At 62.2% G+C, this 22,347-nt stretch carries 20 protein-coding genes and 4 pseudogenes; 12 read left to right on the forward strand and 12 right to left on the reverse strand.

Going from position 1 to position 22,347, the window contains the following annotated elements:
- The first annotated feature begins 499 nt into the window (after positions 1-499).
- Positions 500-739 (forward strand): hypothetical protein, encoded by a 240-nt coding sequence (locus IC232_RS28755; protein WP_190848377.1) that lies wholly within the window; start codon positions 500-502, stop codon positions 737-739.
- Between the two features lie 124 nt (positions 740-863).
- On the opposite strand, the gene IC232_RS28760 is transcribed toward IC232_RS28755, so the two are convergent.
- From IC232_RS28760 to IC232_RS32680, 5 genes and pseudogenes are all read right to left on the reverse strand, one after another.
- Positions 864-1,004 (reverse strand): hypothetical protein, encoded by a 141-nt coding sequence (locus IC232_RS28760; RefSeq protein ID WP_190848378.1) that lies wholly within the window; start codon positions 1,002-1,004, stop codon positions 864-866.
- Between the two features lie 130 nt (positions 1,005-1,134).
- Positions 1,135-2,148: pseudogene (locus IC232_RS28765) on the reverse strand (magnesium and cobalt transport protein CorA).
- Between the two features lie 178 nt (positions 2,149-2,326).
- Positions 2,327-2,728: pseudogene (locus tag IC232_RS33480) on the reverse strand (IS5 family transposase); the annotation flags it as partial.
- Between the two features lie 72 nt (positions 2,729-2,800).
- Positions 2,801-3,118, reverse strand: coding sequence for a transposase (locus tag IC232_RS33485; protein WP_409564983.1), 318 nt, complete (start codon positions 3,116-3,118; stop codon positions 2,801-2,803).
- Positions 3,119-3,820: 702 nt separating this feature from the next.
- A complete protein-coding gene (locus tag IC232_RS32680; RefSeq protein ID WP_246812470.1) occupies positions 3,821-4,009 on the reverse strand; it encodes a hypothetical protein in 189 nt (62 codons plus the stop codon).
- A 270-nt stretch (positions 4,010-4,279) separates the two neighbouring features.
- Between IC232_RS32680 and IC232_RS28780 the strand changes: the two genes are divergently transcribed.
- Positions 4,280-5,098 (forward strand): universal stress protein, encoded by an 819-nt coding sequence (locus IC232_RS28780; protein ID WP_190848379.1) that lies wholly within the window; start codon positions 4,280-4,282, stop codon positions 5,096-5,098.
- Positions 5,099-5,334: 236 nt separating this feature from the next.
- The gene (locus tag IC232_RS28785; protein ID WP_190848380.1) at positions 5,335-5,772 is read left to right on the forward strand and encodes a universal stress protein; all 438 of its coding nucleotides are present in this window, start codon (positions 5,335-5,337) and stop codon (positions 5,770-5,772) included.
- Positions 5,773-5,919: 147 nt separating this feature from the next.
- Here the strand turns inward: IC232_RS28785 and IC232_RS28790 are convergent, their stop codons facing one another.
- The 4 genes from IC232_RS28790 to IC232_RS32685 all read right to left on the reverse strand — a co-directional run bounded on the left by IC232_RS28790 (position 5,920) and on the right by IC232_RS32685 (position 11,019).
- Positions 5,920-6,648 carry a Crp/Fnr family transcriptional regulator gene (locus tag IC232_RS28790; protein WP_190848381.1) on the reverse strand — a complete coding sequence of 243 codons (729 nt, stop codon included), beginning with the start codon at positions 6,646-6,648 and terminating at the stop codon, positions 5,920-5,922.
- Between the two features lie 754 nt (positions 6,649-7,402).
- The gene (locus IC232_RS28795; protein ID WP_190848382.1) at positions 7,403-9,937 is read right to left on the reverse strand and encodes an NAD-dependent epimerase/dehydratase family protein; all 2,535 of its coding nucleotides are present in this window, start codon (positions 9,935-9,937) and stop codon (positions 7,403-7,405) included.
- Positions 9,938-9,970: 33 nt separating this feature from the next.
- Positions 9,971-10,174, reverse strand: a complete 204-nt coding sequence (locus IC232_RS28800; RefSeq protein ID WP_190848383.1) for a hypothetical protein — start codon at positions 10,172-10,174, stop codon at positions 9,971-9,973.
- Positions 10,175-10,458: 284 nt separating this feature from the next.
- A complete protein-coding gene (locus IC232_RS32685; RefSeq protein WP_246812471.1) occupies positions 10,459-11,019 on the reverse strand; it encodes a c-type cytochrome in 561 nt (186 codons plus the stop codon).
- Here IC232_RS32685 and IC232_RS28810 point away from each other — a divergent pair.
- On the forward strand, positions 11,014-12,402 hold the full coding sequence (locus tag IC232_RS28810) for an AAA family ATPase (RefSeq protein ID WP_409564984.1): 1,389 nt from the start codon (positions 11,014-11,016) through the stop codon (positions 12,400-12,402). The genes IC232_RS32685 and IC232_RS28810 overlap by 6 nt on opposite strands.
- Before the next feature lie 74 nt (positions 12,403-12,476).
- Here the strand turns inward: IC232_RS28810 and IC232_RS28815 are convergent, their stop codons facing one another.
- Entirely contained in the window at positions 12,477-12,911 is a 435-nt protein-coding gene (locus tag IC232_RS28815; protein ID WP_190848385.1) for a CBS domain-containing protein, read from the reverse strand.
- Between the two features lie 106 nt (positions 12,912-13,017).
- Here IC232_RS28815 and IC232_RS28820 point away from each other — a divergent pair, with 106 nt between their 5' ends.
- From IC232_RS28820 to IC232_RS28830, 3 genes are all read left to right on the forward strand, one after another.
- Positions 13,018-13,374 carry a hypothetical protein gene (locus tag IC232_RS28820; protein ID WP_190848386.1) on the forward strand — a complete coding sequence of 119 codons (357 nt, stop codon included), beginning with the start codon at positions 13,018-13,020 and terminating at the stop codon, positions 13,372-13,374.
- A gap of 308 nt (positions 13,375-13,682) precedes the next feature.
- Positions 13,683-14,153, forward strand: a complete 471-nt coding sequence (locus tag IC232_RS28825; protein ID WP_190848387.1) for an aminoacyl-tRNA deacylase — start codon at positions 13,683-13,685, stop codon at positions 14,151-14,153.
- 69 nt (positions 14,154-14,222) lie between these two features.
- Positions 14,223-14,546: a hypothetical protein gene (locus IC232_RS28830; RefSeq protein ID WP_190848388.1), complete on the forward strand. Its 324-nt coding sequence runs from the start codon at positions 14,223-14,225 to the stop codon at positions 14,544-14,546.
- A gap of 111 nt (positions 14,547-14,657) precedes the next feature.
- On the opposite strand, the gene IC232_RS28835 is transcribed toward IC232_RS28830, so the two are convergent.
- Entirely contained in the window at positions 14,658-15,383 is a 726-nt protein-coding gene (locus tag IC232_RS28835; RefSeq protein ID WP_190848389.1) for a DUF2270 domain-containing protein, read from the reverse strand.
- Positions 15,384-15,779: 396 nt separating this feature from the next.
- Here IC232_RS28835 and IC232_RS28840 point away from each other — a divergent pair, with 396 nt between their 5' ends.
- The 5 genes and pseudogenes from IC232_RS28840 to IC232_RS28860 all read left to right on the forward strand — a co-directional run bounded on the left by IC232_RS28840 (position 15,780) and on the right by IC232_RS28860 (position 21,638).
- Complete coding sequence (locus IC232_RS28840) at positions 15,780-17,156, forward strand: NfeD family protein (protein WP_190848394.1); 1,377 nt, start codon at positions 15,780-15,782, stop codon at positions 17,154-17,156.
- Positions 17,153-17,995, forward strand: coding sequence for a slipin family protein (locus IC232_RS28845; protein ID WP_190848390.1), 843 nt, complete (start codon positions 17,153-17,155; stop codon positions 17,993-17,995). Before IC232_RS28840 ends, IC232_RS28845 begins: the two co-directional genes overlap by 4 nt.
- 625 nt (positions 17,996-18,620) lie before the next feature.
- Positions 18,621-19,532 (forward strand): complex I NDUFA9 subunit family protein, encoded by a 912-nt coding sequence (locus IC232_RS28850; RefSeq protein ID WP_190848391.1) that lies wholly within the window; start codon positions 18,621-18,623, stop codon positions 19,530-19,532.
- A gap of 192 nt (positions 19,533-19,724) precedes the next feature.
- Positions 19,725-20,870, forward strand: coding sequence for an alpha-hydroxy acid oxidase (locus tag IC232_RS28855; protein WP_190848392.1), 1,146 nt, complete (start codon positions 19,725-19,727; stop codon positions 20,868-20,870).
- Between the two features lie 56 nt (positions 20,871-20,926).
- Positions 20,927-21,638: pseudogene (locus IC232_RS28860) on the forward strand (IS6 family transposase).
- Between the two features lie 50 nt (positions 21,639-21,688).
- On the opposite strand, the pseudogene IC232_RS28865 reads toward IC232_RS28860, so the two are convergent.
- Positions 21,689-22,233: pseudogene (locus tag IC232_RS28865) on the reverse strand (IS5 family transposase); the annotation flags it as partial.
- Between the last annotated feature and the right edge of the window lie 114 nt (positions 22,234-22,347).

Raw genomic sequence — 22,347 nt, forward strand, 5'->3', positions numbered from 1 at the left:
ACGCCCACTTCAACCACCACGGATGGCCGGAGCGCTTCGATCGCGTCGGACAAGTAAGGGTGGCTCGATGCCCACCCTTGATGATCCTGCCGATACAGCCGGCTGGGATAGTTCAGGAAAGGGTCCTGACCATGCCATATCGTTCTCAGCAGCGCCTCGCGAACATTTGTCATGCTCTGCCTCGCTCATGAGTTGAACACACAGCCAGCGCCTTGCCTCCATCTGAGACAACCTCATTGGTGCCTGTGCGGTTCAACGATGCAAAAGAGAGATCCAGGCGATGCCGCGATCCGATGGGTCATGTGAAGGTTCCTCTCTGATCAAACCACGTGAAATCCCACCAATCCAGGAAGGGCTCCTTTGACCAGCTAAGCTGACTAAGCCGTTCTGTCCGGGGAGTGCTAGGAGCAGTCCTTCAATTGTTTCAGACCTTTGGCCTAGCCTCTGTAGCGCTCCAAGGATATTGTTTGTTTATACAGAGCCTAATGGGAGAATACCGATGGCCAATGTTCACTACAGGATTGTGGAGCACGAGGGCGGATGGGCCTACAAGGTCGAAGACGTCTTCTCGGAACGCTACGCCACCCATGACGAAGCGCGCGAGGCTGCGGAGCGGGCCGCCGCTGGACAGATGCTGCCGGGCGCGACCGAGGACATCGAGTTCCAGGATGAAGCAGGCGATTGGCATGAGGAAGTTTCCCAGGGGCGGGACCGGCCGGAGACCGACGTCACCGGATAGGGGGTTGCTCCTCGTAGCGTGGCAGCTTGCGCCTCGCGGGTAATCTTCCGCTTACGGCCCGCCGGGGAGAAGCCCCTCTCGCACAGCCTGCCGAAACAGCTACCAATTCTGTTTCGGTTCTCAATCAAGTCGCCTTCTTATGGCGAGGATCGTACCTCACAAGCTCGCCTGTCAGCTTCTCGCCTTCGCTGACTAGCAACTTGGCCTTCTCGCGCAGCTTGTTCTCTTTCGCGTTGGTACGATGCTTCTCACTGCCTTTGCCCATTGTTTGCCTCCCCGGATCTGGAAGTATCATTGAAAAGACGCCTTGCAGGCGCGGTTCCAAACCCGAGCCGTGGACCAGCACGGCTATCAGCCGTCGGGGCTCACCTGCACGGACTGAAGGATGAGGTTGGCTAAAGCCAGTGGTTCTGGCGAAAGCGCCAGTACAGCCAGCCGCACACCGATGCAATCACCAGCAGGACAACAGCGTAGCCGTACTTACATTACAGCTCAGGCATGGCCTCAAAGTTCATCCCATAGATCCCAGCCACTGCTGTCGGCACGGCAAGGATAGCCGCCCAAGCCGCAAGCCTACGCGTGATCTCGGTCTGCTGCGCCTGCCCGGCCATCAGGCTGGCCTCAATCGCGAACGCCAGCACCTCGCGCAGGGACTCGATCTCCTCCTGCACCCGGCGGATGTGGTCGGAGACGTCACGGAACAAGGGCTGCATCGCGGCGTCGATGCCTGGCAGACCCGGTTGCTCAAGCCGCCGGCACACCTCTACCAGGGGGACGGCAGCATTGCGCAGGCGCAGCAGATCCCGGCGGAGCTGGTACAGTCGGCGGACGTGAGACTGGGTGGACGTCTCGTCCAGGATGCAGTCCTCGATCTCCTCCACCTCTGCCTGGATGGTCTCGATCACAGGCATGTAGTTGTCGACGATGAAGTCGAGAATTGCGTACAGGATGAAGTCCTCGCCGTCCGAGAGCGCCTTGGGCGCAGCCTCGCAGCGCTCGCGCACTGGGGTGTAGGTCGTCGAGGCGCCGTGACGGACGGAGACGACGTAGCCATGCCCCACGAACAGGTGGGTCTCGCCGAATGCCGTGCGCCCGTCCACCATTTGGGCCGTCCGCGCGACGACGAACAAAGCATCTCCATACTGCTCGACCTTTGGCCGCTGGTGGGCTTTGAGCGCATCCTCAATGGCAAGGTCGTGCAGGCCGAACTCCGCTTGAACTTGGCGCAAGAGCTCGAGGCTAGGTTCGTGTAGGCCGATCCAGACGAAATGCCCTGGCTTGCGCGACCACTCGCCAGCTTCCGCAATCGGAACCTCGGCCATGCGCTCCCCCTCGGCATAGGCAGCTGAGGCGACAACCCCAGGAGGATCGTTGGACTGAACAGAGACAAGCTTGGGGGCATCCGTCATGTTCAACCAACGCATAATGGCCACATCAGTGCCCGGCGTAAACAACAGGTGCTCGCCGGACGCGACATAGGTCCGCATCGGGTCAAAGTGTAACGTAGAGCGGATCAAATGAAGGTCCGCTCGTAGGGCCTTTACAGCAATTCGGCGTACTTCCGGAACGTGCCAATACTACGGCCTGTTAGTACTTGATCCAGTCGATTGCTGCGGCGAGGCAGAGCACGCCCATGAAGGATGAGGCAGTCTTCTCGTAGCGTATGGCAATAGCCCGCCACTCCTTCAGCCTGGCCCAGAGCTGCTCGACCACATTGCGGTTGTTATAGATCCAGTCCGGACAGGCGACCGGCGCCTCATTGGATTTGGCCGGGATCGCGGGCTTCGCACCGATGCTCCAGATGTGCTCGCGGAAGCTGTGACTGGAATAGCCGCGATCCGCCACCACCCAGGTGGGCACACCCGGTAGGCTGTCGAGCAGCGGAATAGCGTCAGGCAACTCGTGCGCCTGGCCGGGCGCGATCCGGAACGCGATGGCGCGTCCGAGAGCGTCGGCGATCACGCAAGCCTTGGTGCCATAGCCGCCACGTGTCCTTCGGCAGGCTCAGGATGAGGCGGCCAAGCGCCTGACGATGGTCTCGTTGAGCTTGAGAGCCCCTTCTCAGTGAGCTCCGGCGGCCTTCTGATGAGCGCGCACGTTTGTGCCGTCGAGGAAGGTCATTCCGAGTTGGATGCCGCCCTCCCGAACCAGGTTCAGCAAGCGTTCCCAGACACCCAGGCGAGCCCAGCGAATGAAGGTCTGGGCCGCACGCCACCACGGGCCTAGTTCAGCGGGCACAGCACGCCACTTGGCACCATTCTCATGCCGCCACAGGATCGCGCTCACCGTCCGGCGCAGATCGTTCCGTGGGGTTTTGCCCTTCGGACGGCACTGTTCCACCAGAGGCTCCAGCATCGCCCATTGCGCGTCCGTCAGCATGGCCCCTCCTCAGATCAGGACGAGCTAAACGCCCTCAGACGCAATGAGTTCAAGCGCTAACAGGCCTTAGACATTCCAGGTTCGTAGGTGAAGTTTCGCGGGCCGGTCTTTATCAAACCGTCCTCGCCACCTTGGCCGGATGGAGGTAAGATCGATGTCCTGCCTCGGAGCGAGGTAACCGAATGAGGCGGCGGACAGCCCTTGCGTTCCTGGCCGGAGCACTGATCAGCGCGACGCACCATTCGGCCCGATCGAGCGACAAGCCGAGCCGGATCGGCTACCTGGCGGCGCAAAGAAACGAGCGCCTGTACCAAGCATTCTTGCGCGGCTTACGCCACCACGATCGTCTCACCGGTCAACGGCGGCCACGGTTTAAGGAACGGGCCAGATCCCGGATAACGCTGTCCTCGAGGTTGAGATCATTCAGAGCCTGCTCGTCGTCTGCTCCGGCCAGAGCCATGGTGCGGTCCTGGTAAGCAGGGTCTCCCGTAGCCTCGGGGCCATACCAAGCCAGCGGCTGGAACTTACGAGCCTGCTTGCCCCGCTCGAACGTGACCGTGATCAGATCCAGCGGTCCCGATGTGTGGAGGCGGCGGATGATGATCGTTGAGGTGCCGACGGTCAGGCCGACACTCAGGTACTCCCCCGTCCGGCAGTTAGCTCCAGCAGTGCCTCAGCGTGAGAGCGGGGAATGGCCGTGACCTACTCGACAGGGCTGTTCGGGTGATTGGCGACCAAGATGAGCTGACCCGTCGCCCCTTCGACCTGCACATGAGTGGCCCGGTCTGGGCAATCCGGGAAGGAGCCCTGCCGGATGCGGTGGCCTCCCCTCTCCTTCTCGATCAGACGCGCCAGGGAGGGGGCAAGCAGAAAGACGCCGGCGGTGCTCATCAGCTATCAGCCTTCCCAACGGTGCCGCTGGTTGCTCCAGCTGCCGTCAGGTTACGGTGTGACGATGGGCAGGAGAAGAGTGTTCGTTATCGTCGCTGTCAGGTGCAGGCTCACGGTTAACAGAGCGACCCGGCCTCTCCTCATAATTGCAGCAAGATAACCGCCTGATGGTAGCCACCGATAGGCCACGTGCTCGGCTGTGCTATCACTGCATATAAGCTGGTGCCCGCATGACGCACCTATGCCGCGCCTTGAACAGAGGAGGCGGAGATGCCGTTCAGAAACCTGCTGCTCGTCATCGGCAACAATACGGAGGCCAGTGAGCGCTATGCCTTGGATCTCACTCGGCTCAATGGCGCGGCACTGACGGTCACGACGTCCGGAGCCGCTCCGAGCCTGTCTGCCTTCTTCCGCTCGGAACTACCGAGCGATCTGCTCGATCACATGCGCGAGGACGTGGAGAACACCGCAAGGGCCGCTCTAGATGCTTTCGCCGAGAGAGCAAAGCAGGAGGGTGTCTCTGTAGAGACGGTGATGCCGGATCTCTCCCTGGGCGATAGCAGCGGTGAGGTCAGCCGGCTGGCTCGCTACTTCGATGGCACCGTGCTCCAGCAACCTGACCCTGCCGGAACAGAAACAGCTGACCTCATCGAAGCGGTTCTGTTCCGGTCGGGGCGGCCGGTGGTGATCGTCCCCTCCCACCAAGGACCGTTACAGCCCAGGACCGTCCTTATCGCATGGGACGAAGGCCGCCCCGCAGCCCGGGCTGTTGCTGATGCCCTGCCTCTGCTCGTCATAGCCGAGCGGGTCGAGGTCGTGACGGTCGGCACTCACGGCCGGGACCGGGAGAGGCACAGCAGTCACCTGGTGCGCCATCTGGCCCGCCACGGCATTGAGACTCATGGGGCAAGCCTGGTGACTGACCGGGGGAGTGTTGCCAGCATGCTGCTGTGCCATGCAGCTGAAGTGAAGGCCGATCTGATCGTGATGGGCGGCTATGGCCATTCGCGGCTGCGGGAGATCGTGCTTGGCGGTACGACCCGCAGGATCATCCAGACCATGACTGTACCTGTGCTGATGGCCCATTGATCTGACGACAGAGCAAGTATCCCTGCCCGGGAGATCAACCATTGTCGCTGCTGCATACGAGGCGAAGCCCTCTAGGCTTGTGGCGCTCAAATGCCTGAGGAGTGCTCGCAGGTACAAGCAGGATCGTCGTGCACGCGCTGAGCGGTCGTGATTGGCTCGACTTCAACATTGGTGACGCGCACAATGCACCTTTGGCTGGCACAAGAGTGTTTCTTTCATCAACGAGGGAGGCCTGCATGTACAAGAGCGTTCTGATTGCAACCGATGGCTCATCCCTGGCCGCCCGTGCCGTCGATCATGGCACCAACCTGGCAAAGGCGCTTGGCGCGACAGTCGTGCTGCTGACAGTCTCCGAGCGCTTCCATGTCTTTGCGATGGAGGCTGAGCAACTCGAGGAGACATCAGCCTCGTTCAAGGAGCATATGCAGAGACAGGCGGGACGAACCCTTTCCGAGGCCGCGGCGATTGCGCGAAGCGCCGGCGTCGAGGCCACGACGGTTCACCTGGAGGACGATGCGCCCTACCAGGCGATCATCCGCACCGCGGAGAACCAGCGCTGCGACGTGATCGTGATGGCATCGCACGGTCGCGGCGGGATCTCGGCACTCCTTCTGGGAAGTGAGACCATGAAGGTGCTCTCCCACTCGAAGATCCCAGTCCTCGTCGTACGCTGAGAGGGCCAGACCAAGAGCTGTTCCTGCAACGTCTTCTCGGGCGCCACGGTGCGCGCCTGCCTCAACCCCGGTCAGGACTGCCGAGGTTCGCCCTTGCTCGTAGAGGCTGGCAGAGCAGTAATCAGAAGTGCTCTCCGCTTCCTCCCCTCACGAGTCACGCCATGAGCGTGGCACGGGCAGCAATCGTGCGAAGGTCTGGCGGATTTTGCCGTAGCACTCACACGCGATCTCTTCGAGACCTGCACAGTCCGCGATGATGATGCCGCCACGCTGCTGCGTAATTAGCCCCTGCGTCTGAAACGTCCGGAGGGTGGTGCTGACCGTGGAGCGCTGCACTCCCAAAAACTCCGCCAAGTCAGAGTGGGTCAGGGGCAGGAGGCTGCCATCCACCCGATCGCGGGTGCTTAGTAACCAGTTGCAGCAACGGGCTTCCACCGTGTGGATCGCATTGCAGGAGACGGTCTGAAAGGTTTGGGCCAGCAGCGCCTCAGAGTAACCGAGCACCAGCCGCCGCAACTTGGGACAGACCTGCATGGCCTCCTGCATCCGGTCGATGGCGATCCGCGAGGCGGTGCCGGGCACCTGCACCTTGTAGCGCCCGAAGGCCTCGCGGGAGACAATGGCGCTGATCAGGCCGAACAGCCCCTCGCGCCCGAAGGACGCCACCTCCACGAACTGGCCCTCCTCCATGACGTTGATCAGCCCCACGATGGCATCATGCGGGAAGTAGGTGTAGCGGATCGGATCGCCGGCTTCGTAAAGGATCGTCCCTCGAGGTAGGATAGCGATCTCGAGGTGTGGCTTGAGGTAGGCCAGATCCTCGGGCTCCAGAGCAGCGAGTAGCCAGTTTCCCCGATGATCCACTGCCTGTGCCATAACACGGTGTCCGGTTTATAGGCTCAGGATTAACCCTTAGGCAGGGCAAGGAGTTGCGATGCATTGGGTTGGAGACCCGAGCCATGTTCGCCTGCCGGACACCACTGCCACGGCTGACGCTTAGGAAGCCACCTGCTTTGGTCAGCCGGGGCTGCCTCATGCCAGCGGTTGCAGTCTCACCGCATGGCGACCTGTCTTTGTCTTCTGCTCTCCTTTGCGTTTCTAGCTAGAGTTTTAGCCCCTCTGGCATTTATCGCACCACCGGCATCGGGGCAGCAGGTCCCCAGCGATTTTACGGCCATCGTGAAGCAGAGGATGCTCGCCGTCGTTGCGATCACGACGAAGCATTGCGTTGAGGAGCAGGAACAATCACTGACCGATGATCTGCCTTCCGCAAGGTCTTCCGATGCTACGATGGTAAGCCCTCAGGGCCGCGCCAGCAACGGCCCCGGCAGGCCAGGGCCAGAAGCGGCCGGTTTTCCTGCGCCTGGAGCGTGAGGATCAGAATCGGTTCGTCGCCATTGCGGGATAACCGACAGTGCAGCCAAGGCTATGCCGCCAGCTCGGTCTACCGCACCCACCGGGGGGCTGGTCCTATGACCATGGCTTCACTCCTGTCAGCACCCGGACGGCGACCGATAGCTATCGCTCTCCGTACTACAGTTCCAGCCATCCTGGCCGATGGTAATCTCGAACAGGTTCTGAATGATGGTCAGCCGGTAGGAAGACCCTGTCCGCCAACCGTCCAGCTCGGCTACAGGATGTACTGGTCCCATCCGCCATAGTGCTCCTGGCTGCGAGCCCCGCGCGGCAGGCTCAGCCCGGCCAGGGCAAGGCCCGCGATGAGATCGGCGACCAAGGCAACAGTAGTACCGCCGTCGAGCAGGAACGGCGAGGCCGCGACCCACAATCCAAGTGGCACGTTCAGAAGCCGCACCGGCCGCGCCACCTCGGCCCACGCCGTGACGGCAATGACAATCGCCACGCAGCCTGCGGTGTGATCGCTGAAGTACAATGGCGGCTCGACGCCAAGGAGCATGCGTGTGCAGAGCAGGTAGGCACCGATCAATGTGCAGCCGACAAGTGTCCAGGGATAGGTGACGCCACCCCTGAGAAACTCCCAGGCAATCTGGCCGATGGGCATGTTCAAGCCCTGCACCGGATCGCGCTGCTCCGATAGCACTGGGCCACCGAAGATCAGCGTGCGCCAGAGAGAACGACCGACGCGCTTGCTCTGCCACAGGTACTGCGCCGTCGCGAACACCTCGTCGACCGAGTAGGGAATCAGCAGCACCGTGATCGCCGCCTGGACGAGGCAGAGGGTGCACAGCGCGCCAATGATCGTCGGCTGAATGATGATGAAGCCGACGCTGACTGCCCCGAGCGGCACGATGAGGAGCCCAAACAGCAGCACCAGCCATGGCATGGTGCGCCAGCGGCGCTGGTCGCCGATGATGCCAGTCAGAATGTCGAGGATGTAGGTGACTGCCCCCAGACCGGCGTCGGCGACGGGAAAGGCCTTGGACACGCTTGACGTGACAACCGCCTCGGTGCCGTTGCGCCCGCCGCCATGGCCGGAGAAGAACGGATCCCACAGGCTGTCGATGTGCCCGAGCTGGAAGGCGCCCAGATAGCGCGAGACGAACAGGCCAACAAAGGCCAGCGCCACGATGGGCACCCGTTGCACGTAGGATGAGGGCGAGTACGACCAGCCGAGCGGCACGTCCGCTGGCGAGGCCAGCGCCTCACGGCTGAGGCCGGGCTGCGGCGGCACCATAACGGCAAACACGATCACCAGCGTGCCGATCAGCGTATCGACCGCATAGGCTGCCGCGCTCGTTGTCCAGAACACCAGCGGGGCGACCAGCAGCCAGACACCCACAAGAGCCACCGCCCACGACACCCAGGAACGGGGGCGGGCGAGAGCAAGGCACGACAGCGCGATTATGGCAAGACCGCTCGCCATCTCGCTCCAAGCGAGCCATGCGTTGCGCAGTTCAGGTGGCAGGAGTTCGTGTCCAGCCGCCGGGGGCGGCGGCACGGGACCGACCGGGTCGAAGAGGCCATAGGCGACCGGGCTCACCAATAGCCACAGACCGAGCGCGATGTTGGCGAGGTGCGCCCAGAGCGTGTCCCCGTGCTCCTGCGCGAGAGTGGTGTCGACGGCCCGCACCGCGGGGTGATCGGCGGATGGTTGCCGCTCGACCACCTCCCGCAGCTCCTCCTCCGCACCCGCGACCACGGCCGGATTGAGCTTGTTGTCCGCGTACCAGTCGGTCGGGTCGGCTCTGAGGGCTGTGATCATGGCGGGCAGCGTCGCCAGCAGGGAATGGCGCGGTAACCAGCCCAGAAGCGTGCGGGCGCGGCTGATGTCGAGCTCATAGTGGTCGTCTGCAATATCGACCATCCAAGGCCGGATGAAGGGGTCGTGCGCCAGCACCTCCTCCTGCACCCAGGCACCGGCCTCGACCAGAGGCTTGGGCAGTGTCACCACCGGCCAGGGCTCGCCATGCACGAGTTCGCCGATGCGCCGCTGCAGGATTTCATAGCTTGGCGTCTCGGTCTCCCCGAGGAGAAAGGTGACCTCGCCCGGCAGTTTGTCACGCCGGTCCACCACGCGCTCCACAGCATCGACGAGGTCGTCGAGGTGCAGCGAGGGCTGACCATGCTCAGGATCCCCGGCGAACAGATAGCCCGTGGGCTGGCGCTCGTAGATGCGGGCGATCTGCTGGGCCAGGAAAGCAGAGCGGCAGCGCTCGTCGTAGACGCCGGCCGGTCGCAGGGTCACAACAGGAATTGGGCCGTGCTCGGCCAAAACCAGTTGCTCCGTCTCGACCTTCGACTGCGGGTAGGCCCACTTGGGCTCAAGCGGCCACTCCTCGGTAATCGGCCGCCCTGGCTGCGTGGGGGCATGAACGAGCATCGTGCTGGCCAAGACGAATTGCTCGACCCGGTCGAACTCACGCTGCAGGCCTTGCAGAAGGCGGCGGGTGCCCTCCACCGTCACGCTCTGGTACTTGGGATCGGTCTCACCGGAGAGGTCGTAGTACGCCGCCAGATGGATCACCGAGGCAATGCAGGAGCCGTAGCGACGGCATAACTCTACCAAGGCCTCACGAACGCTCTCGTCCGACGTCAAATCGACCAGAACGGTCTCGACGTCTTCCGACGGCCTCTTCGGCTGGACGGTATCGAGGCCGACCACCCGGTAATGCCGCACCAGGCGCGCAGCCATGGCCTGCCCCAGGAAGCCACTCGATCCGGTGATCAGGATGACGGGACGCGGCATGGGGCACTCCTTGCAATAGCCCAGTGGGAGCCCTCACCCGGCGGTGTCGCCGCGGGCGCAGGTCTGCTCCAGATAGGCGGCAAGGTCATAGCCCCCGAGGAGTTCTCCAGGGCTAATTGTCTGGTCGGTCTCAACGGTGAGCGCTTGCCCACCGCCGACCGTCAGTGCGCTTGGCTTGGTGCAGGTCCAGGATCCATCCAAGTTCCGCCGGAACGCCTCACAAAGGTCTGGTGTCATGGCTTTCCTCCTGCGGCGTCAAAAGCCAACGTTCCACCGCTCCAGGTATGATCAAGTCATTGGAGCAGGCTTGGCGGAGTAAACGCCTCGACAGCCGGGACCGCCCCTGAGGAGTGCGATGGCCACAGACGAAGGCCGGAACAGGATCCTGGCAATCTGGCCTGCACAGCAGGCGATGACACGACGCAGCATCGGAGGTCATCATTGTTCCCCTTGGCTCCTCATGCCCAATCAATCCCTCGCTGCTTTACCTGTCCTCACCAAAAGCTCAGCTCCCGGATTCGTCACCTTTCGAGCGATTTCAGATACTCGATAATATCATTGACCTCCCGTGCATCAAACCGGAACGCTGGCTTGCCCTGGTGACCTGTCGTGAGGCCCTCGGCGAGCGCCTCGGCAAGGTGTTCAACCGGATAGCGTTGATGCACCTCGCGCAGTGGCGGTGCATCCGGCATCGGACTGACGTCGGCTCGCCCGACCGCATGGCAACCTGAACAATTCGCTTTGATCAAGATGCGGCCACGCTCCTCACCTTCGTTCGGCACATTTGCCGCGAGCATGAACAGGGTCATGGCCAAGAGCGGCACCGTCACTGGGTGCATTGGCATTGCGCCCCAGAGTCTATCGTTGTTGGCATCCTGAGCAAACCCCATATCCTGGCGGAGGTCCCTCATCGAAACCTCAGGGAAAATGGTGTCATGCTCGTCGGCGACCAAAGCGACGTGATCGCCTTCCTCAGGGATCGTCTCACCGCGCAGGGCACAGAGGTCGAGCTTATCTCGACGCATGCCTCCCTGATCTTTCTCGCTGGTGATCGCGCGTGCAAACTGAAGCGCGCGGTGCAATACCCCTACCTCGACTTCTCGACGCCGGAGAAACGGCTTGCCTGCTGCCAGGTCGAGGTGGAGCTCAACCGTCGCACCACCCCGCATCTGTACCTTGGCGTCCAGCCCATCACGCGCGAGAGCGACGGCAGCTTAAGCCTCAGCGGGACGGGCCCGCTGGTCGATGCAGTCGTTGAGATGCGACGGTTCGCACAGGACGATCTCCTCGACACCATGGCTCGGAAGGGTACCCTGACACCCCGGATCATGACAGAGCTGGCTCGTCATGTCGCCAAACTGCACCGGGACGCTCCCGTCAGCTTTACCCATGGCGGCTCTGCCGGCATCGCCGCCGTTCTCGACATCGACGACCGGGGGCTCAGAGGGACATCGCTGGTCAGCGCGGAGGCTGCGGGCGAGTTCGCGGATCTGTTCCGACAGGCGCTCGGCCGGCACGCGGAACGCCTGGAACAGCGCCGGCGCGCTGGAAAGGTCCGGCGCTGCCACGGTGACCTGATCCTGCGCAACATCTGCCTGATCGACGATGTACCGACCCTGTTCGACTGCCTTGAGTTCAACGAAGCGCTCGCAACCATCGATGTTCTTTACGACCTTGCTTCCCTGCTGATGGATCTATGGCATCGAGATCAGCGCGAGTTCGCGAACCTCGTTTACAACCGCTACCTTGACGCATGCGACGAGGCGGATGGGCTTGCGCTGGTTTCCTTCTTTATGGCGATCCGGGCCGCTGTGCGCACGCACGTGACCGCCGCTCAAGCCAATGATGCATCGCCTGAGGCACAAGAACCTCTTCACACGGAAGCGTGGGCCTATTTCGATCTCGCGGCTGATCTCCTGAAGCGCGTCGACCCGATGCTTGTTGCCTTTGGCGGCTTCAGCGGAACCGGCAAGTCGACGATGGCCTCTCTCGTCGCGCCATGCATCGGTGTGCCACCTGGAGCTCGCGTCCTCAACACGGATCGTATTCGCAAGCGCATGTTCGGATTACCTGTAGAAGTGCGCTTGCCACAGGCGGCCTACCGGCCGTATATCTCCCAGAAGGTCTACGCCGCTCTCCGTCGGGACGCTGCGGACGTTCTCGGAGCGGGCACTGCTGTCGTTGCGGATGCTGTTTTTGACCGGGCTGCTGAACGTCAGGCGATCGAAGCCTTGGCCAAGACCTCAGGCTTTCCGTTCCGCGGATTCTGGCTCGACGCACCGGAAGCAACCCTTCTGCGCTGGGTTGAGGAGCGCCGAAACGATCCGTCGGATGCAACGGCTCAAGTGCTTGCGACTCAGATCCGGTGCGGCTCCGGCGAGATGACCTGGCAGCGGATCGATGCAGCAGCCGCGCCATCCCAAGTCCGAGCAGCGATCTTAGCGCTCTTGCAGACCACGTCCTGAGCGGACGGAGCTATCATGAACCTTTACCCTGCCCCGCTCTGAAGGCTTGACACGAGACGGTTCATCCTCGCGGATCACCTGGTTCCCGTGATGTAGTTTGTGAGTTGATCGATCACAAACTCCCTGTCTTCAATCATGCTCTTGACCAGATCTCCGATTGAGACCAGCCCAACCAGATTACCATCGTCCATGACGGGAAGGTGCCTCACGCGCTCGGCTGTCATAATCGCCATGCATTCTTCGACGGTCCGATCCGGCGTGACATAAGCAAAGCCGGTTCGCATGACGTCCCTGACCACCGTTGTCGGCGATGATCGGCCTTTCAGGAACACGTCCCTGGCATAGTGGCGTTCTGTGAAGATGCCGATGGGATCACCGTTCTCGACAACGACGAGAGCGCCCACGTCCTTGCGGGCCATTTCTTCGATGGCCGCAAAGACTGTGTCATCAGGCCTGACCGTCCATACGAGTTGGCCCTTCTTGTCCAAAATGTGCCGCACGATAGCCATGGTGCCTCCTCAGAGACTGGTTGCTGAGCCGGAAGACCTCAGCCGCCGTATTGTACAAGCACATCGCAAAGTTGGCTCCGCCCACCAGCGCCGCTCATCACGAAAAGTGCCTTGCCGGCGCCGCCCGAGCGATGAGCCCAATGAGCCGCGTCCGCCCACGGTCGAAGCGGCGCTGTTCGAAAGCGGCCGGCCGGTTCTGCTCGTGCCCCCGACCCCGCCTGCCACGCTTGGCACAACCGTGGTGATTGCCTGGAACCGCAGCACGGAGACGGCCCGTACGGTAGCCCTGGCGATGCCACTCCTGGCCCGGGCGCAGCGGATCGTGGTGATCGACTTCGAAGACCGGGGTGTGTCCGGCCCCTCCCCCCAGGATCTCAGCCGCACCCTCGCACACAACGGCTTGCCGGCGGAAACACGGACGGTCCCGAACCCACATGGACATGCCGGCGAGGCCATTCTGTGAGCGGCAGTATCGCTTGGGTGCGATCTGCTCGTCAAAGGCGCCTACACCCAGAGCCGATTGCGGCAGTTCATTTTCGGCGGGGCGACCAGCCACATTCTGCCCAACACCACTGTTCCGCTCCTGATGGCGCACTAGGCTGAGGTGATCCAGTTCGCCACCGTGTCGGATCACCAGACCAGCAGTTCGTTTGTCGCCGGCGACGCAGGGGTGTATACTACGCAGATGCCAAGCAGCCGCGCCACGCGGCGCCGGTCGACCAAGACATGCCCCGTGACGCAGGGAGCTCCTTGCCCCATTGGAGGCCCGTCATGACCATCGCACCCACACTTCAAAAGTACATGGACGAGCAAGGGATCCGGTACGAGCTTGTGCCGCATGAACCGACCCTGTCGGCCCTCGGCTCCGCTCACGCGGGTCACATCCCGGGTGACAGGCTGGCCAAAGCTGTCGTGCTCAACGATGGGGGCCGCTACAAACTCGCCGTTCTCCCCGCCTCACATCATCTCCGGCTGTCCGACCTCAGGACGGAGCTCGGGCATGAGGTTCAGTTGGCCACTGAGCCGGAAGCCGCGGACGTCTTCCGCGACTGTGCGTTCGGCGCGGTTCCGGCGGTGGGCGCCTGCTATGGGCTGGATGTAATCATCGACACCAGCATCGACCAGCAGCGCGAGCTGTACTTTGAGGGTGGAGACCATGCGACGCTGGTTCATGTGAACGGGGCCGAGTTTGCTCGGCTCAACCCCCAGGCCCAGCACGGATCCTTCAGCGGTCGCGCTTGATCGCTTGGCTCGGGTGGCAGAAGGCGGGCATGGGCCTGACAGGGGGTTGCCAAGCTAAGGAGAAGCACGATGAAAGCAGCTATGGTGTTTGCCGGTAGTGGACCGATTGTGATCCTGACGTCGTACCCGTCCTTGTCCGACGCTGGCCTGTTGCGCGGCCTGAAGGAGCACGGGGTCAGCAAGTTCATCGCCTACGAGCTGCCGCTCGAGACGGTGGCGGCGCGCTATGGCGGTCACTTCCAGGTCGTTCTGAACGATGCCCGCGACAATGATGACCTGCGGGTTCTTGACGTCAATGGCGACCGTGCCTTCCGGCTCTTCCGGTTTTCCGAGCTTGGCCCGCCGGTGATGCATGACGACGAGCACCCAAATCGGACTGAGACGGCAGCCTGAACGAACCGATGTCCTTTGCATGCGGATCGATTCTTCATGCCACAGAAACGCAGGTCTGGGTAAGAGCCTTCACGCCACCGGGGTAACGATAATCCTATAGGGTCAGACCTGTCACACATGGACATTGCCGAAGGCCAGTTCGCCCTCCCCGTTCAGCCGGCGTAGCGAGGTAGTCAGGATCCAGCCATAGAAGAGCGTGACCGCAAGGATCACAACCCAGCCCGGCACCGGGCCGATGGCGGCATTACGCACCCACTCTCCGACCGTGCCGACCAGACGGGTTTCGACGGCACTTTCCTGCATTCGGATGAAGGTGGTCTTCACCAGCCAGGCAACCAGCAGGATCAGGAACAGCCAGCAGTAGTTGCGCCGCATGCGGCGGGAGATAGCCTGGCTGTGGCTGGTCAGAAACAAGGGACGCCTGAGATCATCCCCCAGCTTGTGGATCCAGTCATCCGTCGTTCCCTCCTCAGGAGCAAAGATCTGGGCATAGTAGTTGCGCTCCATGCGGCGGACGCGGTTGCGGTAGACGTCAAAGAAGCGGTAGCGGCGCGCCTCGATCACCAGCAGCAGCAGAACGAGGACCATGGCGAAGAGCAGCACGCCATGGTGGGCGGTCGGCGTCGAGAGCGAGACCGACAGCATAGCCGCCACGACAGTGATAGCCCAGTTGGTGGTGCGGTCGATCCGGTCGCGCCAGCCCGCCATGCGGGCGATCTCGGCGCGATGGTAATGCGCCATGACGTTGATGAACTCGGTCGAGGTGCTTGGAAAGACCGGCGCCGTGATGGTGGGGCGCAGATGATGGAGCGTGTTCTGATTGCTCTTCGGCCGCATGGTGTCCCTCCCTCCACTCTGGACGGCGTTCGGACACTCTGGTCAGCGCTGAAGGCGCGTCCTGGTTAGGGTCTCAAAAGGGATGATAGCACCATCCGACGACCCTCGCAGATCAATCCTTCACGCTTGGTTCCTGACAGCCGAGATGATCGAGGGAAACCGCTGCAGGCCCTTGGCGGAGTAGGTGGGTGTTGCGATTGGCCGCGGCTCAGACTCGTATGGGCCGCAGGAAAACTCCGCCGCTCCCGTCATCAGGCCCGCCACGTCTGTGCTTGGAGGACTGACATTCCGCATGGCTTGATGGCCCGTGAGACCGTTTGATGCTATAGTGGACGGAAGGGGCCCTGGACCTTCAGTCGCGGAGACTGGTACGTGTTCCGGAAGCGTCTCATCCGAATGATGGCCGCCGTCATCGTGTTGATGGCATCGACAGCAGTGGGCGCTTCGGCGACTGAGCTCAAACCTGGTGCGGATCGGCACGTGACCTCAATCACGGTCACCGGAGCCATCGGGCCTGCCACGGCCCAGTACGTCAAGGATACCCTTCTGGCCGCCAATCCGCAGCACGTGGAGGCGGTCATCCTGCGCCTCAACACACCCGGCGGACTGGCCACCAGCATGCGTGAGATCATCGCGGACGTGCTGGCCTCGCCCGTGCCGGTCATCGGCTTCGTAGCCCCCGCCGGCGCGCATGCAGCCAGTGCTGGCACCTACATCCTGTATGCCACCCATGTGGCCGCCATGGCGCCGGGCACCAACCTGGGCGCTGCGACCCCGGTGCAGATCGGCAGCCCGCTTGCACCCGCCCCCCAGGAGCCTGAGAAGAACAAGGAAGGCGGTGATCGGCCGGCGCTGGGTTCTGGCGATGCCATGACGGCGAAGGTGACCAACGATGCGGTTGCCTTCATCCGTAGCCTGGCTGAACTCCGGCACCGCAATGCGGACTGGGCAGAACAAGCTGTGCGGGAGGCGGCGAGCCTCTCGTCCCTGGCGGCATTGGACAAGGGCGTCATCGACCTCGTCGCCACCACCCCTGAGGAACTCCTCGCCCGCCTCGACGGACGGGAAGTCGAGGTCAAGGGCGAGCGCCGACCCCTGGCCACCAAGGATCTCACGATCAGGTCGGAGGAGCCGCGTTGGCTCATCCGGCTGCTTGGGGTGATCACGAACCCGAATGTGGCCTTTATCCTGATGATTGTGGGCGTCTACGGCCTCATCTTCGAATTCAGCAATCCCGGTGCGGTCGCGCCTGGCGTAATCGGCGCCATCTGCCTCGTTCTCGGCTTGTATGCCCTGAACATGCTGCCGGTGGACTACACCGGGCTTGCGCTGATGCTGCTTGGGCTCGCCTTCCTGGTCGCGGAGGCGTTCAACCCGACCGTGGTGCTCGGAACGGGAGGGCTCGTGGCGTTCCTGCTCGGAGCGTTGATGCTGATCGACACCGATGCGCCGGAATTCCAGCTCTCCTGGACGGTCATTGGTGGAGCCATGCTGGCCAGCATCGGCCTCTTGTCCCTGACGCTCGGCTATGTGTGGCGGATGCGTGGTCAGCCTGTCCGGACGGGTGCTCCCGCCATGCTCGGCCAGCCGGCAGAGGTGCTCGACTGGTCGGGCCAGGAGGGGCACGTGCTCGCCTTCGGGGAGCGCTGGCAGGCGCAAGCTCCCCAGGCTCTGGCGCTCGGCGAGCATGTCCGGATTACCGGCATCGACGGACTGATGCTTGAGGTGCGGCGCATGCCCGAATTGGCAGCAAGTCCGGGAGAACAGCCATGATCTTCGACTACATCGCCTACCTGGTTCTGGTGCTGCTCATCGTGGCCTTCCTGGCCGCGGCCATCCGGATACTACGGGAATATGAGCGTGGCATCGTGTTCACCCTTGGCCGCTTCACCGCCGTGAAGGGTCCTGGACTGATCATCCTGATCCCGTTCGTGCAGCAGATGGTTCGGGTCGATCTGCGGGTCATCGTCCAGGATGTGCCGCCCCAGGATGTGATCTCACGGGACAACGTCTCGGTGAAGGTCAATGCCGTCATCTACTTCCGCATTGTCGATCCCGAACGGGCCATCATCAAGGTCGAGAACTACATGGCCGCGACCAGCCAGCTGGCGCAGACCACGCTGCGCTCGGTGCTGGGCAAGCACGAGCTTGACGAGATGCTGGCCGAACGCGACCGGCTCAACGCCGACATTCAGCAGATCCTTGACCAGCAGACGGATGCGTGGGGGATCAAGGTAGCGAATGTTGAGATCAAGCATATCGATCTCAACGAGAACATGATCCGCGCCATCGCCAAGCAGGCGGAAGCGGAGCGCCTGCGGCGGGCGAAGGTGATCAATGCCGAAGGCGAGCAGCAGGCAGCCGAGAAGCTCGTGGAGGCGGGTAGATTGCTCGCGGCTGAGCCACAGGCGATGCAGCTCCGCTATTTTGCGGCTCTGCACGATATTGCGAGCGAGCGCTCGTCGACCATTATCTTCCCGCTGCCCACGGATCTTCTGGCTCACCTTGGCGGTGCATCCGAGCGTCACGCCATTGCAGCTCGCGACGCAGCAGATCCGCAAGACCGCGGCCGAGAGGCAGGGGTGCCCAGCCTTGGTACCAAGCGCGCCTGAGCCCCCTGCCCGGGATGGCAGGGACGCTGCGGAGACGGCTGCAGTGTAATGAGAGAGATCCCCACCTGCCCTACTCACAGCCGTGCTCGAACATCCTTCTCCGCGTGCAATAGGGATCCTGCTGCATCCAACAGATCCTGCACAGGCAACGAGTGTCGGTGATAGGGATAGGGCCGTGGGACAGGTACTCAGGACTTTCCTTCGGCAGGTCCGAAGATATCGCCTTTGACTTCTGTGGGGTTCCACGCGGATGAGCATGGGTGCATAAGGAGAGATGCAAATTGCCGAGATCCTCATTTGCAGGATCAAGGAGCTCCCAGGCCACCGCTTACAGGTCCAGCCCGTTTGAGAGCTCAATCCAAGCGGATCGCAGCAAACTATTTGTCCAAGTTCATGCGGCTGCGCCGGGGATTAGCCGGTCTACTGAGTTTCATAAGGCATAGAATTGCTCCACGAAGTGGCCCGTGAGCGTTTTCACACAGACTCTGTTATGAACTGACCTTCGAACAGATAATATGGTATTGAAGTCGCAGAGGAACCTCACCAACAGCGGGTGCATGGCTCGGCCGCTCAGACCTGAGGCCTAACAGACTTGCGCTGGGTTTGGCGGGACACGACGACAGCGATGCAGTACGTCACAGTCTTCGGTGGGTCGGGCTTTATCGGACGGCATCTGGTTGAGCGTCTCGCCAGGGGGGGAGCGTCCGTACGGATCGCGGCGCGCCATCCGCTCACAACGGCAGAGCCTCCGAGGCTGGCTCGGATCCAGTATGTCGCGGCCAACATTCTCGATGATGCGGCTGTCGAGGCGGCGATCCAGGGAGCCGACACGGTGATCAATCTAGTCGGCATTCTCTCGCAGGCGCACCGGCAAACCTTCACGGCCATCCATGAAGATGGCGCTCACCGGGTTGCGGCCACCGCCAGACGCTTGGGTGTGAGGCAACTCGTCCATATGTCGGCGCTCGGGGCCAGCCGCACGGCACCAGCCCAGGCGGATCGGTCCAAAGCGGCCGGAGAAGCGGCGGTGCGTGCCGCGTTTCCCGAGGCAACAATCATCCGGCCCAGCCTGGTCTTTGGCCCAGACGATCACTTCTTCAACGGCTTTGCCACGCTGGCGTGCCGGCTACCGGCGCTGCCGCTGATCGGCCGCGGACGGACGAGGTTTCAGCCCGTCTATGTTGCGGACGTGGTGGCAGGATTCGCCGCCATTCTGGCGAGCCCAGTCAACCGTGGGACGACCTATGAGTTCGGAGGCCCGCGGGTTTCCACCTTCAAAGAGCTGCTGGAGTTTGTCTGCGCGACCGTCAGCGTCCAACCGCTGCTGGTGCCCGTGCCATTCTGGGCGGCTGAGCTGTTAGGCGGGCTGCTGCAATCGTTTCCCAAAGCGCCCCTCACGCGCGATCAGGTCCGGCTGCTGAGGACTGACAAAGTGGTCAGCGGCTCCGAGCCAACACTCGCCAATATCGGGGTTGAAGCCAAAGCCCTTGAGACAATCGTGCCTGGGTATCTGGCGGTCTACCGACGGCGGGCCTGATCTCCCCGGCGCCTGTCATAAGGCCATGGCACCGTAATCCGCCCGGGCAGGAACTTCGAGCCTGGTTATGCTTGGCGCCTTCGTCGCAACTCGCCACGCCTAACCGACATTTGGCACTCGACAGTTTTCAGTCCACGATTTCCTGCGGCGCGGCTATGGTGTCGTCGTTCAAAGCAACAGAGGTCGAGCGCTGTGCGTCTTAAGGATTGCATCAATTTTCATGATTTCCGGCGACTGGCCAAGAAGCGCCTGCCGGGTCCGATCTTCAACTACATTGACGGCGCGGCCGATGACGAAGTCACCTACCACCGCAACACGGCCGCATTCGACACTTGCGACCTCGTCCCGAACGTGCTGCGCGGTGTAACCGAGGTCAATCTTTCAGTCACCGTCATGGGCCAGAAGCTGGCAATGCCGGTTTATTGCTCGCCAACCGCCCTTCAGCGGCTGTTCCATCATCAGGGTGAACGAGCCGTCGCCGCCGCAGCGGCACGTTTCGGTACGATGTTCGGCGTATCTTCACTGGGCACAACAAGCCTTGAGGAGGCGCGCCGGATCAGCTCTACGCCTCAGGCTTATCAATTCTATTTCCACAAAGATCGCGACCTTAACCGGGAGATGATGACACGGGCCAAAAAGGCTGGTGTCGAGGTGATGATGCTGACCGTCGACAGCATCACGGGCGGCAACCGAGAGCGTGACAAGCGCACCGGCTTTTCGATCCCGTTCAAGCTCAATCTCGCGGGGGTTACGCAGTTTGCCATCCGCCCAGCCTGGGCGTTCAGCTATTTGACGCACGAGCCGTTCATGCTGCCACAGCTCGACGGTCATGTGGATATGGGCCGTGGCGCCATGTCAATAAGCCGCTACTTTACCGACATGCTTGATCCGTCGCTGTCATGGCAGGATGTCGCTCAGATGGTCGAAGAATGGAACGGTCAGTTCTGCCTCAAGGGAGTGATGTCGGTAGAAGACGCCAAGCGAGCGGTCGAGATCGGGTGCACCGGGATTGTACTTTCTAATCATGGTGGTCGGCAACTCGACGGCTCCCGCACCGCCTTTGAACAGCTTGCGGAAGTCGTTGATGCCGTCGGCGACCGCATCGACGTCCTTATGGATGGTGGGGTGCAGCGCGGTAGTCACGTCCTCAAGGCGCTTTCGCTTGGGGCTAAGGCCGTGGGCCTCGGTCGGTATTATCTTTTCCCGTTGGCGGCTGCCGGTCAGGGTGGAGTAGAACGTGCGCTTGAGCTGATGCGCACAGAGCTCGTGCGCGATATGAAGCTTATGGGCTGCACCTCAATCGATCAACTCAGCCGTGACAATATACGCTTCCGATGAGTCTTTCTGGTACTATGAAGTTGGCAGAAACCGGCGTCTGTGGCACGGTCTTGAACATGAGCACGACGTCCAATCGGTACCGCGGCTTCCGTTTTTCCGGCCGAAGTCATCAATCAGGCGGTTTGGCTCTACCACTGCTTCAGCCTCAGCCTGCGTGAAGTCGAACTGATCCTTGCGGCGCGAGGCGTGGTGGTCAGCTATGAGACCATCCGCGAATGTAGCCTGCGCTTCAGACGGATCTATGCCAAGACCCTCAAGCGTCGCCGGCCATAGCCCGGCGACAAATGGTTCTAGGATGAGGTATTCGTCCGCATTCGAGGCAAACTGCACTATCTCTGGCGAGCCATTGATCAGCGCGGGAACGTGCTCGATGTGCTGGTCCAGAACCGGCGCAATAAGAAGGCTGCCAAGCGCTTCTTTCGCAAGCTGTTGAAGGGCTTGTGCTACGTGCCGAGGGTAATCGTGACCGACAAACTCGGATCTTACGGGGCCGCCGAGCGCGAGATCCTGCCGGGCGTGGAACATCGGCAAAGCCGATACCTGAACAATCGCTGTGAGGTGTCGCACCACCCCATCCGACGGCGCGAACGCCACATGCGGCGGTTCAAGTCAGCCCAGCAGGCCCAGCAATTTCTCGCCACTCATTCTTCGATCCACAACCACTTCCAACTTCGCCGTCATCGTCTTTCCGCCAGCGAGTACCGTGTGGCCCGCGATCGCGCTTTCAGTTCCTGGCGCGATGCGACTGGTGCTACCCTCGGCGGCTGATTTGGACTGGCTTGAGGGCTGCTCGTGCGGCAGTTGCGCCGATCAAGCGTCAAGTTGACAGTACCGTACTCGGTGGTCGTCAGCTCTGAGGCGGGGATCTCGCCGGTATCAGAATCAATGGCCAGGTGGAGCTTGCGCCACGTCCGATAGCCTTGGCCGCCGTGCTTCTCACGCTGCCATTCGCCGGCGCCGAACACCTTTGGGCCGGTGGCGTCGATCACCACGTTCGCCGGTTCACATGCGGTGCTCAATGCCTTAGCGACAGTCAGGTTCGCTCTGCGGCGCGAGAAGGTGGTGTGATCGGGCACCGGCAGATCCAAGCCGAGCAGACGCAGGATCGAGGCCAGCATGCCTTCGGTCTGGCGCCACGGCCGGCCAAACGCCAGCCGCAGCATCAAGCCCGTCTCGATCGCAATCGCGGAGGATCGCTGCGGTCGGCCACGGCGGCCGCTGTAGGGTGGCTTCCACGCGGCCATCGCCGCGGGTGTTACCCACATTGTCAGATCGCCCCGCTGGCGCAGTCCTGCCAGTTCTGCACGCGGTAGCGAGCCTTTGGAATCCTGTGGCGGTGCTTTTCATTGACCTTGTAGTGCATGCGGCTCTCAGCTTCAGAGGACCGCCTCTATACCTGATGACCTGATCCCTGGAAACTGGACCAGCCAAAGTGGGAATTTTCCCGTAATGTCTCCCGGCTGGGAGAAGGGGAAAG

The organism is Microvirga sp., from assembly GCF_014699075.1.
Taxonomy (GTDB): domain Bacteria; phylum Pseudomonadota; class Alphaproteobacteria; order Rhizobiales; family Beijerinckiaceae; genus Microvirga.